This is a genomic window from Quadrisphaera granulorum, assembly GCF_003149145.1.
GTDB lineage: Bacteria > Actinomycetota > Actinomycetes > Actinomycetales > Quadrisphaeraceae > Quadrisphaera > Quadrisphaera granulorum.
Map to the genome: position 1 here is coordinate 1 of NZ_QGDQ01000023.1, position 15095 is coordinate 15095.

Consider the following 15095-nt stretch of genomic DNA (forward strand, 5'->3'; position numbering starts at 1 on the left):
CGAAAAAGACGTCATCTGACATCCAACTCGAGCCAACATAAAGCTGGCATCGACATTCGGCACGCTGTTGAGTTCTCAAGAAACGAACACACACCGATTCGCAGCCTTTCGGCCGTTCGCTCGGGATGTCTCCATCCTACCCACAACAATCCCCCGGTCGTTACCGACCGGATTCTGTCGAGGTGGTCCTCCTCACCGGGGCTGGCCCTTTCAGGCCGGCCCGCCCGGCGGGCGAACAAGAAGAACATTACGTGACGCTCCGGTGAGCGTCAAACTCGGGGTGTCGGCTGCACGTCATCAGCAGCCCGATCGGCCGCCCAGCCCCGCACCTGCGCAGGTCACACGGGGTTCACACAGCCGAGACATGGGTGTCACCGACCGGACGCCCCGCTCGGTGACACCCCGTCACCCCGATCTGTCCCCCGTGCGTCAGGCGACGTCGACAGCAGCAAGCGTGCGCTTACCCCGTCGCAGGACGAGCCACCGCCCGTGGAGGAGCTGCTCCACGGGCACCGGCGCATCGGCGTCGGCCCATCGCTCGTTGTTGACGTACGCGCCGCCCTCGACCACGGCCCGCCGTCCTGACGAGGCACTGGGCACCACGCCTGCCTCCGCCAGAAGCCGGGGCACGATAAGCGGCTCCCCCGGCGACACCCGCGCCGTCGGTAGTTCCGCGAGGGCCGATCCCAGGGTCTCGGCGTCCAAGGTGGCCAGATCGCCCTGCCCGAAGAGCGCCGCGCTGGCGGCCTCCACGCGCGCCGTCGTCGTCGCGCCGTGGACGAGGGTGGTGACGTCCTGCGCGAGCAGTCGCTGCGCCGCCCGCGCCTGCGGACGGGCCGCCGTCTCCTCCGCGAGCGCCGCCAGCTCCTCCTGCGTGCGCTGGGTGAAGACGCGCAGGTACCAGTCGACGGCGGCGTCCTCCGCCGCCAACCAGAACTGGTAGAAGGCGTACGGGCTGGTCATCTCCGGGCTCAGCCACACCGTGCCCGACTCGGTCTTGCCGAACTTGGTGCCGTCGGGCTTGGTGATGAGCTGGGTCGACAGTGCGTGCACCGAGACGCCCTCCACCCGGTGGATGAGGTCGACACCGCTGGTGATGTTGCCCCACTGGTCCGACCCACCGGTCTGCAGCGTGCAGCCGTGGCGGCGGTACAGCTCGAGGTAGTCCATCCCCTGGAGGATCTGGTAGCTGAACTCGGTGAAGCTGATGCCCTCCTCGGAGTTCATCCGCGCCGAGACGGCCTCCTTGGCGAGCATCCTGCCGACCCGGAAGTGCTTGCCGACGTCGCGGAGGAACTCGATGGCGCTCATCGGCGCCGTCCAGTCGAGGTTGTTCACCAGGCGCGCCGCGTTCGGCCCCTCGAAGGACACGAACGGCTTCACCTGGTCGGCGATCCGCGCCACCCAGCCCGCCACGACCTCCGGGTCGTTGAGGACACGCTCGCCGCTCATGCGCGGATCGCCCACGAGCCCGGTGGACCCGCCCACGAGGATCAACGGGATGTGGCCCGCGTCCTGCAGGCGCCGGGCGGTGACCAGCTGGACGAGGTTGCCCATGTGCAGGCTCGGGGCCGTGGGGTCGAAGCCCACGTAGAAGGTGACCGGGCCGGCGTCCAGGGCCGCGCGCAGCGCGTCCTCGTCGGTGCTCTGCGCCAGCACACCTCGCCAGCGCAGCTCGTCGATGATCCCGGATCCGGGTGCCGTGGTCACTGCGTGCTCTCCTCGTCGGTCGGCCTCGTCGTCGTCGTCGTCGAGGTCGTCGGGGCAGAGCCTGCCCGACGGCGCCGCGGCGCCGCCACGCGGTAAGCCGACACGGTGGGCTCCCCCGTCAGCCAGAGCCGCCAGGGGTAGCGCGCGCCGTCCCCGCCCTCCCCCGAGACGCCGACCCGTGGGCCGGTGAGGATCTCGGAGGACGACGACGGCGAGCGCCCGTCCAGCACGCGCAACGCCGAGCTCGGGGCACACAGGTCGGCGCCGTCCTGCACCTGGCCGAGACCGAGCGCCGCGGCGAGGCGGGCCGGGCCGCGGGCGAGGTCGACGTCCTTGCGGGCGGTCGGGCGACGGTGGCGCGCCAGCTCCAGGCCGCTGACCACCTCCCCCGCTCGGAGCAACACGGCGCTGGCCGTGCCCTCGGGCCCGCAGACGAGGTTGGCGCACCAGTGCATGCCGTAGCTGAAGTAGACGTACGCATGACCGGGCGGGCCGAACATCACCGCGGTGCGCGGGGTGCGGCCTCGCGCGGCGTGGGAGCCCGGGTCTCCGGGGCCGGCGTACGCCTCGACCTCCGTGAGTCGGACGGCGACAGTGCCGCCGCCGACGCCGTCGACGCCGTCATCGGAGGTGTGGACGACGACGCGGCCGAGGAGGTCTCGCGCGACGTCGAGCACCGGCCTGTCGAAGAAGGCGCGCGGCAGCGATTCAGGTGGCCGACTGCCCATGATCACGGCCGGAGGTTTGTGCAGCGCCCATGATCACGGGGGGCGTCAGGAGAGGGTGGCGGCGGCGGCGCGCAGCTCGGCGAGCTGCTCGGCCACCCTCACCGGTGCGGTGCCGCCGCGAGCGTCACGAGAGGCGATGGAGCCCTCGACCGTGAGCACCGCCCGCACGCCTGCCGGGTCCTTCCCCAGCACGGGGTGAATCGCGGCGAGGTCGGCGTCGGGCAGCTCGTCGAGCTCGCAGCCCAGCTCCTCGCAGCGCCGCACCGCAGCACCGGCGGCCTCGTGCGCGTCGCGGAACGGCACGCCGAGCCGCACGAGGTGGTCGGCGACGTCGGTGGCCAACGAGAAGCCCTGCGGAGCGAGCTCAGCCAGGCGGGCGGTGTCGAAGCGCAGTGTGGCGACCATGCCCGTGAAGGCCGGGAGCAGCAGGAGCAGCGTGTCGGCGGCGTCGAAGACGGGTTCCTTGTCCTCCTGGAGGTCGCGGTTGTACGCGAGCGGGAGGGCCTTGAGCGTGGCGAGCAGGCCGGTGAGGTCGCCGATGAGGCGCCCCGCCTTGCCGCGCGCGAGCTCGGCGATGTCGGGGTTCTTCTTCTGCGGCATGATGCTCGACCCCGTGGAGAAGGCGTCGTCGAGCGCCACGAAGCCGAACTCCTTGGTGGCCCACAGCACGACCTCCTCGGCGAGGCGGGAGAGGTCGACGCCGACCATGGCTGCCACGAAGGCGAACTCCGCCGCCACGTCGCGGCTGGCCGTGCCGTCGATGCTGTTCGGCACCGACCCGGCGAAGCCGAGCTCCGCCGCGACGGCCTCCGGGTCGAGGCCCAGCGACGAACCCGCGAGGGCGCCGGAGCCGTAGGGCGACAGGGCCGCGCGGGCGTCCCAGTCGCGGAAGCGCTCGACGTCGCGCAGGAGTGCCCACGCGTGGGCGAGCAGGTGGTGCGCGAGCAGCACGGGCTGGGCGTGCTGGAGGTGCGTGCGGCCGGGCATCGCGGCGGTGGGGTGCGCCTCGGCGGCGGCGGCCAGCACCTCGATCAGTTCGAGCAGCTGCGCGCGGATCTTGCCGGCCTCCGAGCGCAGGTGCATCCGCAGCAGGGTGGCGATCTGGTCGTTGCGGGAGCGGCCCGCGCGCAGGCGGCCGCCGAGGTCTGCACCGGCGCGCTCCACGAGCACGCGCTCGAGCGCGCCGTGCACGTCCTCGTCGTCGTCGGCGGGCTGGAGGGCGCCGGAGACGACGTCGTCGTGGATGCCCTGCAGCACGTCCAGCATCCGGACCAGCTGCTCGTCGGTGAGCAGGCCGGCCGTGTGCAGCACGCGGGCGTGGGCCATCGAGGCGCGCACGTCGTGGGGGGCGAGGCGCCAGTCGAAGTGGGTGCTCTTGGACAGCGCCGCGAGCGCCGCGGACGGGCCACTGGCAAACCGGCCGCCCCACAGCGCGCCCTGGACGGTGGTCCCCGTGGAGGTGGGGCTGGTCTGGCTCACGGGGTCTCCTCGGTGGTGCTGTGCGAAGGATGGGCGATCGGCTCGTCGCGGCCGTCGGCGAGAGCGATCATGCGGGCCGCGAGCGCGGCGCCGCCGGCGGGGTGGCGGGCGATGAGCAGCACGGTGTCGTCACCGGCGATGCACCCCATGACGTCGGGCATGGCGGCGTGGTCGACCGCCGAGGCGAGGAACTGCGCAGCCCCGGGCGGGGTGCGCACGACGACGAGGTTGGCGGACGCCTCCGCCGTGACGAGCAGCTCCTCGCACAGCCGTGCCAGGCGCGCGGAGCGACCGGCCTCCGGGACGGCCGGACGCGGGGTGCGGTCTCCTCCCTCCGACGGCACCGCGTAGACGAGGCCCCCTGCTGCGCTGCTGGAACGCACCTTGACGGCACCGAGCTCGACGAGGTCGCGCGACAGCGTGGCCTGGGTGACCAGCACACCGTCGGCCGCGAGCAGCTCCGCCAGCTCCGCCTGGGAGCGCACCGGCCGGGTGCCGACGAGCGCGGCGATCCGGGCCCGCCGGGCGGTCGGGGTGGTCGGCTTCGTCGGGGTGGTCTGGGCCGGCGAGGAGGAGCTCCCGGTCATGCGCCGGGGAACGGCAGGCCCTCGCGGGCCTCGAGCAGGGCCACGAGCAGGGCCTTCTGCGCGTGGAGGCGGTTCTCGGCCTCGTCCCACACCCAGCTGCCGGGGCCGTCGAGGTAGCTCGCGTCGATCTCCTTGCCGCGGTAGGCGGGCAGGCAGTGCAGCACCCCGGCGTCGGGCTTGGCGCCCGCCATGAGCTCCGGCGTCACCGCGAACGGCACGAACGGGGTCTCGCGGGAGGCGGCCTCGGCCTCCTGGCCCATCGACACCCAGGTGTCCGTGGCGACGACGTCGGCGCCGGCCACCGCCTCGGCGGCGTCGTGGACGACGCTCACCGAGCCACCCGTGAGCGCGGCCGCGCGGCGCGCATCCTCGAGGATGCCGGGGTCGGGCAGGTGGGTCTCGGGCGTGCCGACCACCACGTGCATGCCGGCCACCGCCCCGCCGAGCAGGTAGGAGTTGGCCATGTTGTTGTTGCCGTCGCCGACGTAGGCGAAGACCGTGCCGGGCAGGGCGTCGACGCCGCCGGGGCGGTGCTCGGCCACCGTCTGGAGGTCCGCGAGGATCTGGCACGGGTGCAGCAGGTCGGTGAGTGCGTTGACCACCGGCACGTCGCTGGCGGCGGCCATCGCCTCCAGCTTGGCGTGCTCGAAGGTGCGCCACGTGATGAGCGCGACCTGGCGGGACAGCACGCGGGCGGTGTCCTCCACCGGCTCGCCGCGCCCCAGCTGGCTGGTCGACGCGTCGATGAGGAGCGGGAACCCGCCCAGCTCCGCGACCCCCACCGAGAAGGACAGCCGCGTGCGGGTGGAGGGCTTGTCGAAGAGCAGCGCGGCCGTCTTCGGACCCTCCAGCGGACGCTTCGGGTGAAGACCCGCCGTGCGCGCCGCCTTGAGCTCGATGGCCAGGCGCAGGACGTCGGCCTGCTGGGCCTGGGTGAGGTCGTCGTCACGGAGGAAGTGCCGGGGGAAGTCCTGGGAGAGGTGCGTGGTGCTGGTCATTCGGGGCTCCCGGTCGGGGCAGGCGGGGTGGGGGCGCTGCTGCCGGGACTGGACGCCGCGTGAGAGGCAGCGGCGCGCGCGAGGATCCCGGGGATGGCGTCGGTGAACTCGGCCAGCTGTGCGTCGGTGAGGACGAGCGGCGGGGCGATCCGGACGGCGTCCGGGGCGACGGCGTTGACGATGAAGCCGGCGTCGAGCGCCGCGGCGGCGACGTCCTTGGACGCCGGGGCGTCCAGCACGAGGGCCTGCAGCGCTCCGACGCCACGCAGGCCGACCAGCAGCGGCGGGCGCTGACCTTCCGGCTGGGCGACCAGGGCGTCGACAGCGGCCTGCAGCTGCTCGCCGATGCTGCGGGCGCGCTCGGCGAGGCCGTCTCGCTCCACGACGTGCAGCACCGCAAGGCCCGCGGCAGTGGCGAGCGGGTTGCCGCCGTACGTCGTGCCGTGCTGGCCGGGGCCGAGCAGGCTCGCGGCCTTGTCGGTCACGGCGACGGCAGCGCCGACGGGCACTCCCCCGCCGAGCGCCTTGGCGAGCGTCACCACGTCGGGCAGCGTCCCGGCGTCCAGGCCGATGCCCGGCAGCTGGTGGGCGAACCAGGCCCCGGTGCGCGCGATACCGGTCTGCACCTCGTCGAGCACGAGCAGCGCGCCCGCCTCGGAGGTGAGGCGTCGCGCGGCCGCGAGGTAGCCGTCGGGAGCGGGCAGCACGCCGCCCTCCCCCTGCACGGGCTCGAGCACCACGGCAGCCACCGCGCCACGCGGGGCGCCGTCGTCGTCGACCTCCGACAGAGCAGCGGCGAGCGCGTCGACGTCGCCGAAGGGGACGTGCTCGACTCCGCCCGGGAGGGGCGCGAAGGGCTCGCGATAGCTCGGGTTCCACGTCATCGCGAGGGCGCCCATCGTGCGGCCGTGGAAGGCACCGCGAGCAGCGACGATGCGCGGACGCCCCGTGCGGCGGGCGATCTTGAAAGCCGCCTCGTTCGCCTCCGCGCCGGAGTTGGTGAAGAAGACGCGGCCGCCCGGCTCCGCGCGGGTGACGGCGAGCAGCTGCTCGGCCAGGGCCACCTGCGCGGGCGTCGCGAAGAAGTTGGAGACGTGGCCGAGGGTCGCCATCTGGCTGGTCACCGCGGCGGTGAGCAGCGGGTGGGCGTGCCCGAGCACCGAGGTGGCGATGCCGGCGAGCAGGTCGACGTAGCGGCGGCCGTCGGCGTCCCAGACCTGGGCTCCCTCACCGCGCACGAGCGTGCGCAGCGGGGTGCCGTAGGTGCCCATGACGGCGCGGCCGTGGCGCTGCAACCAGGCGGCGGACCCGCCGTCCGGGTGCGCGAGGGCCGGGGGGAGATCTGGGGTGACGTCGGTGCCCGTCGGATGGGTGGGGGCGCTCACGGCAGCACCATCGTTCCCACGCCGGACTCGGTGAAGACCTCCACCAGCAGGGTGTGCGGCACGCGTCCGTCGACGACGTGCGCGGCCTCGACACCGCCGCGCACCGCGCGCAGGCAGGCCTCCATCTTGGGCACCATCCCGGACTCCAGGGTCGGCAGTAGCTGCTCCAGCTCGGCGGCGCCGATCTGGGAGACGAGCGAGGACCTGTCCGGCCAGTCGGAGTACAGGCCCTCGACGTCGGTGAGGACGACGAGCTTGCGAGCGCCGAGCGCCACCGCGAGGGCCGCGGCGGCGGTGTCGGCGTTGACGTTGAGGACGCCGTCGCCGTCCTCCTCGGGGGCGACCGTGGCGACGACGGGGATACGACCGGCCTCGAGGAGGTCTTGGACGGCGCGCGGGTCGACGGCGACGACGTCACCGACGAGTCCGACGTCCACCGGCTCCCCGTCGACCACGGCGTGGCGGCGGCGGGCGGTGAACAGGCCGGCGTCCTCCCCGGACAGGCCCACGGCGTGCGGCCCGGAGGCGTTGAGCAGGCCCACCAGCTCGCGGCCGACGGAGCCGGTGAGCACCATGCGGACCACCTCCATGACCTCGGGGGTGGTGACCCGCAGGCCACCGCGGAACTCGCTGGCGATGTTCAGCCGCTTGAGCATCCGCGAGATCTGCGGGCCGCCGCCGTGGACGACGACGGGGCGCAGCCCGGCCAGGCGCAGGAAGTTGACGTCGGCGGCGAACGCGCGCGTCAGCGTCTCGTCGACCATGGCGTTGCCGCCGTACTTCACCACCACGAGGGAGCCGTGGAACTGCTCCAGGTAGGGCAGCGCCTCGACGAGGACGGCGGCCTTCTCGACGGCGGTGCGCAACCGCGGGTTGCTCCCGGTGCTGCTCAGGTCAGCGCTGCTCAGGTCGGTGCTCATGAGGAGTACGCGCTGTTCTCGTGCACGTAGTCGTGCGTGAGGTCGTTCGTCCAGACCGTCGCGCTGGCAGGGCCGGCGTGGAGGTCGACGAGGATCCGCACCTCGCGGGGGCTGAGGTCGACGCCGTCGCGGGAGTCGCCCACGCCACCGGCGCGGCAGACCTGAACGCCGTTGAAGGACACGTCGAGGGCGTCGGGGTCGAAGGCGGCGTCGGTGGTGCCGACGGCGGCGAGCACGCGGCCCCAGTTGGGGTCGTTGCCGAAGATCGCGGCCTTGAAGAGGTTCGAGCGGGTCACGGCCCGGGCGACGGTGACGGCGTCGTCCTCGGTGGCCGCCCCGACCACCTCCACGGCGATGTCGTGGCTGGCGCCCTCGGCGTCGGCGACGAGCTGGCGGGCGAGGTCGGCGCAGACGGCGGTGACGGCCTCGCGCAGCTCGTCCTCGCCCGGCTCGACGCCGGAGGCGCCCGAGGCCAGCAGCAGCACGGTGTCGTTGGTGGACATGCAGCCGTCGGAGTCGACCCTGTCGAAGGTGACCCGCGTGGCCGCCCGCAGCGCGGCGTCGAGCACGGAGGGCTCGGCAACGGCATCGGTGGTGAGCACCACGAGCATCGTGGCCAGGCCCGGGGCGAGCATGCCAGCGCCCTTGGCCATACCGCCGACGCTCCAGCCGGGCTGGCCGTCGGCTCCGGCGGGCCCGTGGGCCACCGCCTGCTTGGAGACCGTGTCCGTCGTCATGATCGCGGTGGCCGCGTCGGCGCCGCCCTGCGCGCCGGAGCCGTCGAGAGCGACCGCAGCGGCTGTCACACCGGCGAGGAGCTTGTCCATGGGGAGGCGCTCGCCGATGAGGCCGGTGGAGCAGACGGCGACGTCGGCCGCGCCGATGCCCAGGGCATCGGCCACGGCCTCGGCGGTGGCGTGCGTGTCGACGAAGCCGGGCGCTCCCGTGCAGGCGTTGGCACCGCCGGAGTTGAGGACCACGGCATCGCAGCGGCCGTCGGAGAGCGCCTGGCGGGTCCACTTCACCGGGGCGGCCTGCACGCGGTTGGACGTGAGGACGACGGCGGCGTCATGGCGGGGACCGTCGTTGACGACGAGGGCGAGATCGGGCTTGCCGCTGGCCTTGAGGCCGGCGGTGGTGCCGGCGGCGCGGAAGCCCTGCGGGGCGGTCACCCCGGTCGTGCTGGTCATACCGCCAGCACCTCCACCTCGTGGCCCGCAGCGCGCCACGCGGCGGTGGCCGGAGCCGTGGAACCGGTGGGTACGAGCACCCAGTCGGTGTCGAACGTCGAGAGCGCGAACACGCTGATGCCTCCATCGGCGAGCGGGCGGAGCAGACCGGCGAGCACGCCGGTCAGGGCGGAGTCGGTGGGGCCGGCCACCTCGAACGCGGCATACGGCCCCTGCACCGGGCCGGGCAGCTGCTCGGGCACGGCGATGGCGGGGCAGACCACGCTCAGCAAGTCCGGGGTGCGGGCCACGCACACCAGCGGCTCGCCGCGGGCCCACGTGGGGTCAGGCGCGTCGGCGGGCAGTCGCACCACGGAGACCGCTCCGGGGTGCTCGTGGAGGAGCACGCCGGGACTCACGGCGCCAGCCCCGTCGTCGGCAGCCCCAGCGTCTCGGGCAGCCCGAACGCGAGGTTGAGGCACTGCACGGCCGCGCCGGCGGTGCCCTTGGTGAGGTTGTCCTCTGCGGCGACGACGACGACGCGGCCCACTCGCTCGTCCAGCGCCAGGCCCATCGCCACGACGTTGGAGCCGAGCACGTCCGCGGTGCGCGGCCAGGAGCCCTCCGGCAGCAGCGTGATGAAGGGCTCGTCGGTGTAGGCGGTGTTCCACGCCTCGCGGAGCTGGGCCGCGGTGACGCCGGCGCGCACCGTGGCGGTGCACGTGGCGAGGATGCCGCGGGGCATCGGCGCCAGCGTGGGCGTGAAGCTCACGGTGACGGGCTCGCCCGCAGCGCCGGACAGGTTCTGCTCGATCTCCGGCGTGTGGCGATGCACGCCGCCGACGCCGTACGGGCTCATGGAACCCATGACCTCGCTCCCGAGCAGGTTCGGCTTGAGGCCCTTGCCGGCACCGGACGTGCCCGAGGCCGCGACGACGACGACGTCGTCGGGTTCCAGCAGGCCCGCGGCGAAGCCCGGCGCGAGGGCGAGCGAGATGCCCGTGGGGTAGCAGCCCGGCACGGCCACCCGGCGGGCGCCGACGAGGGCTGCGCGCTGCTTGTCGGGCGCTGCGCCGCTCGTCGTCGTCGAAAAGGGAGCGGTGGGCAGCTCGGGCATGCCATAGGGCCAGGTACCGGCGTGCTCGCTGCCGTAGAAGGTCTTCCAGGCGACCGGGTCGGCGAGGCGATGATCGGCGCCGCAGTCCAGGACGAGCAGGTCGTCCGGAAGCTGAGCGGCGAGGGCTGCGGAAGCGCCGTGCGGGAGCGCGAGGACGACGGCGTCGTGCTCGGCGAGCAGCTCGGGCGTGGTCTCGGCCAGGACGCGCTCGGCCAGAGGCATCAGGTGGGGGTGCACGTCCCCCAGGCGCGTACCCGCACTGGAGGCGGCCGTCACCGCTCCGACCTCGACCTCGGGGTGCCCCAGGAGGAGGCGCAGCGCCTCACCTCCGGCGTACCCGCTCGCCCCCGCGACAGCCACTCTGATCACTCGATAAACCATACATACCCCTGCATGGCCATGCAAAGCTGCGGGTCAGCGCAGGGGGTCGTCGGCGCCCCAGGGGCGCAGCCGGAGGCGGCGTGCGTCGTCGTCGAGTCCTGTCGCGGCCCGCTGCGCGAGCGACGCGGGGGTGTCGACGCCCGCACGGACCATCCGACCCGAAAACGCGTCGAGCTCGCCGCGGGCGAAGGCGACGGCAAGCGCGTCGACCTCGGCCTGGGACGTCCACTCGTCGCGCTGGCGCCGCTGCTCGTGGGCGGGCATCGCCATCGTCATGGGCGTCTTGACGACGCCCGGCGCCAGCTCCAGCACCGTGATGCCGTGCGCGGCACCGGCCGCGTGGAGGTTGCCACCCAACCGGAAGAGCCCGGCCTTGGCCGCGTTGTACGCGGAGTAGACGGAGCTGTCCTTGATGCCGGCGCCCGAGTCGAGCTGCAGCACCCGCCCTCCGCCGCGCGCGACCATGCCGGGGACGACGGCGCGGATTGCGTGGAAGGCGCCGACGAGGTCGACGTCGACGACGCGACGCCACTCGGCGGGATCCGCCTCCCAGACCGGCACCTCACTCGCCTCGATGACGCCCGCCGCCGAGACGAGCAGGTCCGCCGGCCCGAGCTGGGACTCCAGGTGCGCCACGGCATTCTGGAGCCCAGGGAGGTCGACGACGTCGGCGGGCACCGCGGCAGCCCGCGCGCCGGTGCGGCGCACGGCCTGGAGGGCCTCCGCGAGGCGCTCGCTGTCGCGGCCGAGCAGTCCCACGGCGAATCCGGCAGCGCCGAGCGCCTCGGCGAGTCCGCGCCCGATGCCGCTGGTCGCCCCGGTGACGAGCGCGACCCGGCTGGGCGGGGTACTCATGCCCCGCGCAGCACGGCGCCGTGGCGGCGCGCTGCCTCGGCGACGGCGGCCTCACGCACGGCGGCGGCGTCCGCCGCGGTGAGCGTCCGGTCGAGCGCGCGCAGACGCAGGGAGAACGCCAGCGACCGTTGCCCGGCGGGCACGGGCGCACCGGTGTAGACGTCGAAGAGGCGGACCTCCTCGACGAGGTCGGCGTGGCCGCCCCCGGCGGCACCGGCGAGCAGCGCCTGACGGACAGCCTCGGCGGGCACGGACGCGTCGACGATGAGGGCGACGTCCTCCTTGCTCGGCGGGAACGGCGACAGGCGCGGGGCCGGCACCAGCTCGGGCGCGGCGGCAACGAGCGCGTCGAGGTCGAGCTCGAAGGCGACCGTGCGCGGCGGCAGCCCGAGAGCAGCGACGACGGCGGGGTGCAGCTCCCCCGCGTGGCCGACCACGGCACCCGTACCCGCAGCCGCACCCTCGTCACCGTCCGGGCCGGGAGCGGGCAGCGACAGCTGCGCGCAACGGCCCGGGTGCCACGGGGCGAGCGCGCCCGCGGTCACCACGAGGTCCAGACGGAGGGCACCCGCCACGGTCTGGGCGGCGGCCACGGCGTCGGCGGCGTCAGCCGTGCGCCCCGGGCCCCACCAGCCCTCGGGCTCGGCGCGACCGGCGAGGACCCCGGCCACGTGCACGGGCTGCGGCGGCACGGCGGCGAGCAGACCCGCCAGCTCGGCGTCCGAGGGGCGCTGGTCGACGCGCAGGCGCGGCGCCGCCGGAGCACCCGGAACCGGGTTCACCACGCCGCCGACCTCGAACAGCGCCACATCGGTCGCTCCGCGCGAGGTGTTGCGACGCAGCACGTCGAGCAGCGTGGCGAGCACGCTGGTGCGCAGCAGCGGCTGCTCGTCGGAGAGCGGGTTGGCCAGCCGCAGGGCGGTGCGCCGCGGGTCGTCGGCGTCCAGACCCAGCTCGTCGCTGCGCGCCGCGGACGTGAACGGGTAGGACCGCACCTCGACGAAGCCTCCGGCCGCCAGGGCGTCGGCGGCGCGACGGCGCAGACGCTGCGCGCTCGTGAGGCCGCGGCCGGGCGGCGCGGGCGGCAGCACCGACGGGATCGCCTCGTAGCCGTGCAAACGCACGACCTCCTCCACGAGGTCGACGGGCTGCGCGAGGTCGGGACGCCACGTGGGCGGGACCACGTCGAGCGTGCCGAGAGCCTCGTCGTCGCTGGGCGCGACGCTGCAGCCGATCTGCTCGAGAAGCTCGACCACGCGGGCCTCGTCGAGCTGGTCCGCCGGCACGCCCGAGAGCTGGGCCGACAGGCCCACCGGCAGCGCGATCGGCGCCGGCTCCAGAGAGGTACCGGGTGCAACGACGTCGGTGGCGGCGTCGTCCGCCGTCCCCCCGCCGTGCTCCACGAGCAGTCGCACCGCCAGCTCCGCGGCCGCGGCCTGCAGCGCCGTGTCGACGCCGCGCTCGAAGCGGCGGCTCGCCTCGCTCGGCAGCTTGTGGCGCCGCGCCGTCCTCGCGATGGTCACGGGGTCGAAGCGGGCGGCCTCGACGAGCACGTCGCGCGTCGTCATCGTGACCTCGGTGTCGCGCCCACCCATGACGCCGGCGAGCCCGATGGCGCGCGCGCCACCCACGCCGTCCACACCAGTGCCGTCGGCGATGAGCAGGTCCTCGGGGTCGAGGGTGCGGTCAACCCCGTCGAGGGTCACCAGCCGCTCCCCCGGACGCGCGCGGCGCACGACGAGCGGGCCGTCGACTTCTGCGAGGTCGTAGGCGTGCAGCGGCTGGCCCAGCTCAAGCATCACGTGGTTGGTGATGTCGACGGCCAGGGAGATCGGCCGCATGCCGGCCTGCTGCAGGCGGCGCTGCAGCCAGAAGGGCGACGGGGCCGTCGGGTCGACGCCGCGCACGACGCGCGTCACGAACCGGGTGCACCCCGGAGCGCCGTGGATCGGGGCGTCGTCGCGCAGCTCGACGCCGTGCCCGGCTGCCGCGCCGGAACCGCCGGCGGCGGGCACGTCGACGGCGGCCGGGTCGCGGAACGCGGTGGCCACGTCGAGGCGAGCGCCGTGGGCGTACTCGCGGGCCAGCCCGCGGACGCTGAAGCAGTAGCCGCGGTCGGGCGTGACGTTGACCTCGACGACCTCCTCGGTGAGCCCGAGCAGCGCGAGGGCGTCCTGGCCGGGCTCCAGCTGCGACGCGGCCGTCTCACCCAGGAGACGCGCCAACACGATGATCCCAGCGTGGTCCTCGCCGAGCCCTAGCTCGCGCGCCGAGCAGATCATGCCGTCGGAGACGTGCCCGTACGTCTTGCGGGCGGCGATGGGGAACGGGCCGGGCAGGACCGCCCCCGGCGTGGCGACGACGACGAGGTCTCCGGCGGAGAAGTTGTGCGCTCCGCAGACGACGCCCCGAGGCTCCTCGCCGCGGGCGACCTCGCCGGTGTCGACCGAGCACCAGTTAATGGTCTTGCCGTTCTTCTGCGGCTCGGGCGACACCGACAGCACGCGGCCGACGACGACGGGGCCGGTCACGTCACCACCGTGCAGGCCCTCCTCCTCCAGCCCCACACGCACCAGCGCGGCAGCGACCTGCTCGCCCGTGACGTCAGCGGGCAGGTCGACCCACTCGCGCAGCCAGCTCAGCGGCGCGCGCATCAGAGGGCCGTCCCCAGGCCGGCGCCGAAGGCGCGCGAGAAGCGCACGTCGCCCTCGACCATGTCGCGCATGTCGGCGACGCCGTTGCGGATCTGCAGGATCCGCTCGATGCCCATGCCGAACGCGAAGCCGCTGTAGCGGTCCGGGTCGACCCCGCACGCGCGCAGGACGTTCGGGTTGACCATGCCGCAACCTCCGAGCTCGAGCCAGCCGCTCCCGGAGCCATCGGGGCGCTCGAACCACACGTCGAGCTCCGCGGACGGCTCCGTGAACGGGAAGAAGGACGGGCGCAGGCGCGTGCGGGCACTCGGCCCCAGCAGCGCCGTCGCGAGGCGGTCGAGGGTGCCGCGCAGATGGGCCATGGTCAGGCCCTCGTCGACGGCGATGCCCTCGACCTGGTTGAAGACGGGGGTGTGGGTGGCGTCGAGCTCGTCGGTGCGGAATGTGCGGCCCGGGCACACCACGTACAGCGGGGCGCCGCGTTCGAGCAGCGAACGCGCCTGCACGGGGGAGGTGTGCGTGCGCATCACCAGGCCCGAGCTCGGCGGGTCGACGAAGAACGTGTCCTGCATCTGACGGGCCGGGTGGTCGACGCCGAAGTTCAGGGCGTCGAAGTTGAACCACTCCGCCTCGACCTCGGGGCCCTCGGCCACCTCGTAGCCCATCGCGGTGAAGACGTCCTCGAGTCGCTCGGCCACCAGCGCCAGCGGGTGGCGCGCGCCAGCGCGGGTGCGCTGCACGGGGACCGTGAGGTCGACGGTCTCCTCCACGAGCACGCGAGCGTCGCGTTCGGCCTCCAGCTCGGCCGTGCGGGCCTCCAGCGCAGCGCGCACGCGGCCCCGCGCGCTGCCGATGCGCTTGCCGACGGCCGCGCGCTCGCTCGGGGGCACCTCGGCGATGGCGCGGTTGGCCAGGGCGAGCGGACTGCGGTCTCCGGCGTGCGCGAGGCGCACCTCCTTGAGAGCGTCCAGGTCCGGCGCGGCGGCCAGCGCGGCTAGCGCGGCGGCGACGGCGCTCTCGACCGCCTGCTCACCGAGCAGGTCGTCATCCAGTTCGGGCACCGGGCAAGCCTGCCAGAGCGCGTGCGGGCCTCCCCCGGTCGGCCCACCCCC

The 15095-nt window shown here is 74.2% G+C and carries 13 protein-coding genes; all 13 read right to left on the reverse strand.

Annotated elements, in window-relative coordinates; genetic code table 11:
* Positions 1-429 precede the first annotated feature (429 nt).
* The 13 genes from tyrS to pheS are packed head-to-tail and all read right to left on the reverse strand — an operon-like array spanning position 430 to position 15044.
* The gene (gene tyrS / locus BXY45_RS16420) at positions 430-1710 is read right to left on the reverse strand and encodes a tyrosine--tRNA ligase (protein WP_109775607.1); all 1281 of its coding nucleotides are present in this window, start codon (positions 1708-1710) and stop codon (positions 430-432) included.
* A complete protein-coding gene (locus BXY45_RS16425) occupies positions 1707-2438 on the reverse strand; it encodes a DNA-3-methyladenine glycosylase (protein WP_109775666.1) in 732 nt (243 codons plus the stop codon). The genes tyrS and BXY45_RS16425 overlap by 4 nt, the downstream gene beginning before the upstream one ends.
* Before the next feature lie 45 nt (positions 2439-2483).
* Positions 2484-3917 carry an argininosuccinate lyase gene (gene argH, locus BXY45_RS16430; protein WP_170131565.1) on the reverse strand — a complete coding sequence of 478 codons (1434 nt, stop codon included), beginning with the start codon at positions 3915-3917 and terminating at the stop codon, positions 2484-2486.
* A complete protein-coding gene (locus BXY45_RS16435) occupies positions 3914-4504 on the reverse strand; it encodes an arginine repressor (RefSeq protein WP_109775608.1) in 591 nt (196 codons plus the stop codon). The genes argH and BXY45_RS16435 overlap by 4 nt, the downstream gene beginning before the upstream one ends.
* Entirely contained in the window at positions 4501-5502 is a 1002-nt protein-coding gene (gene argF / locus BXY45_RS16440; RefSeq protein WP_109775609.1) for an ornithine carbamoyltransferase, read from the reverse strand. Before argF ends, BXY45_RS16435 begins: the two co-directional genes overlap by 4 nt.
* Positions 5499-6887, reverse strand: a complete 1389-nt coding sequence (locus BXY45_RS16445) for an acetylornithine transaminase (RefSeq protein WP_245961875.1) — start codon at positions 6885-6887, stop codon at positions 5499-5501. Before BXY45_RS16445 ends, argF begins: the two co-directional genes overlap by 4 nt.
* A complete protein-coding gene (argB, locus tag BXY45_RS16450) occupies positions 6884-7807 on the reverse strand; it encodes an acetylglutamate kinase (RefSeq protein ID WP_109775610.1) in 924 nt (307 codons plus the stop codon). The genes BXY45_RS16445 and argB overlap by 4 nt, the downstream gene beginning before the upstream one ends.
* A complete protein-coding gene (gene argJ, locus BXY45_RS16455) occupies positions 7804-8997 on the reverse strand; it encodes a bifunctional glutamate N-acetyltransferase/amino-acid acetyltransferase ArgJ (RefSeq protein WP_109775611.1) in 1194 nt (397 codons plus the stop codon). Before argJ ends, argB begins: the two co-directional genes overlap by 4 nt.
* Entirely contained in the window at positions 8994-9395 is a 402-nt protein-coding gene (locus BXY45_RS16460; RefSeq protein ID WP_218566932.1) for an ACT domain-containing protein, read from the reverse strand. The genes argJ and BXY45_RS16460 overlap by 4 nt, the downstream gene beginning before the upstream one ends.
* Complete coding sequence (gene argC, locus BXY45_RS16465; RefSeq protein ID WP_245961876.1) at positions 9392-10462, reverse strand: N-acetyl-gamma-glutamyl-phosphate reductase; 1071 nt, start codon at positions 10460-10462, stop codon at positions 9392-9394. The genes BXY45_RS16460 and argC overlap by 4 nt, the downstream gene beginning before the upstream one ends.
* A gap of 45 nt (positions 10463-10507) precedes the next feature.
* Positions 10508-11329 carry an SDR family NAD(P)-dependent oxidoreductase gene (locus BXY45_RS16470; protein WP_109775613.1) on the reverse strand — a complete coding sequence of 274 codons (822 nt, stop codon included), beginning with the start codon at positions 11327-11329 and terminating at the stop codon, positions 10508-10510.
* Positions 11326-13983, reverse strand: a complete 2658-nt coding sequence (pheT, locus tag BXY45_RS16475) for a phenylalanine--tRNA ligase subunit beta (protein WP_211319658.1) — start codon at positions 13981-13983, stop codon at positions 11326-11328. The genes BXY45_RS16470 and pheT overlap by 4 nt, the downstream gene beginning before the upstream one ends.
* Positions 13983-15044, reverse strand: a complete 1062-nt coding sequence (pheS, locus tag BXY45_RS16480; RefSeq protein WP_170131564.1) for a phenylalanine--tRNA ligase subunit alpha — start codon at positions 15042-15044, stop codon at positions 13983-13985. The genes pheT and pheS overlap by 1 nt, the downstream gene beginning before the upstream one ends.
* Positions 15045-15095: the final 51 nt, after the last annotated feature.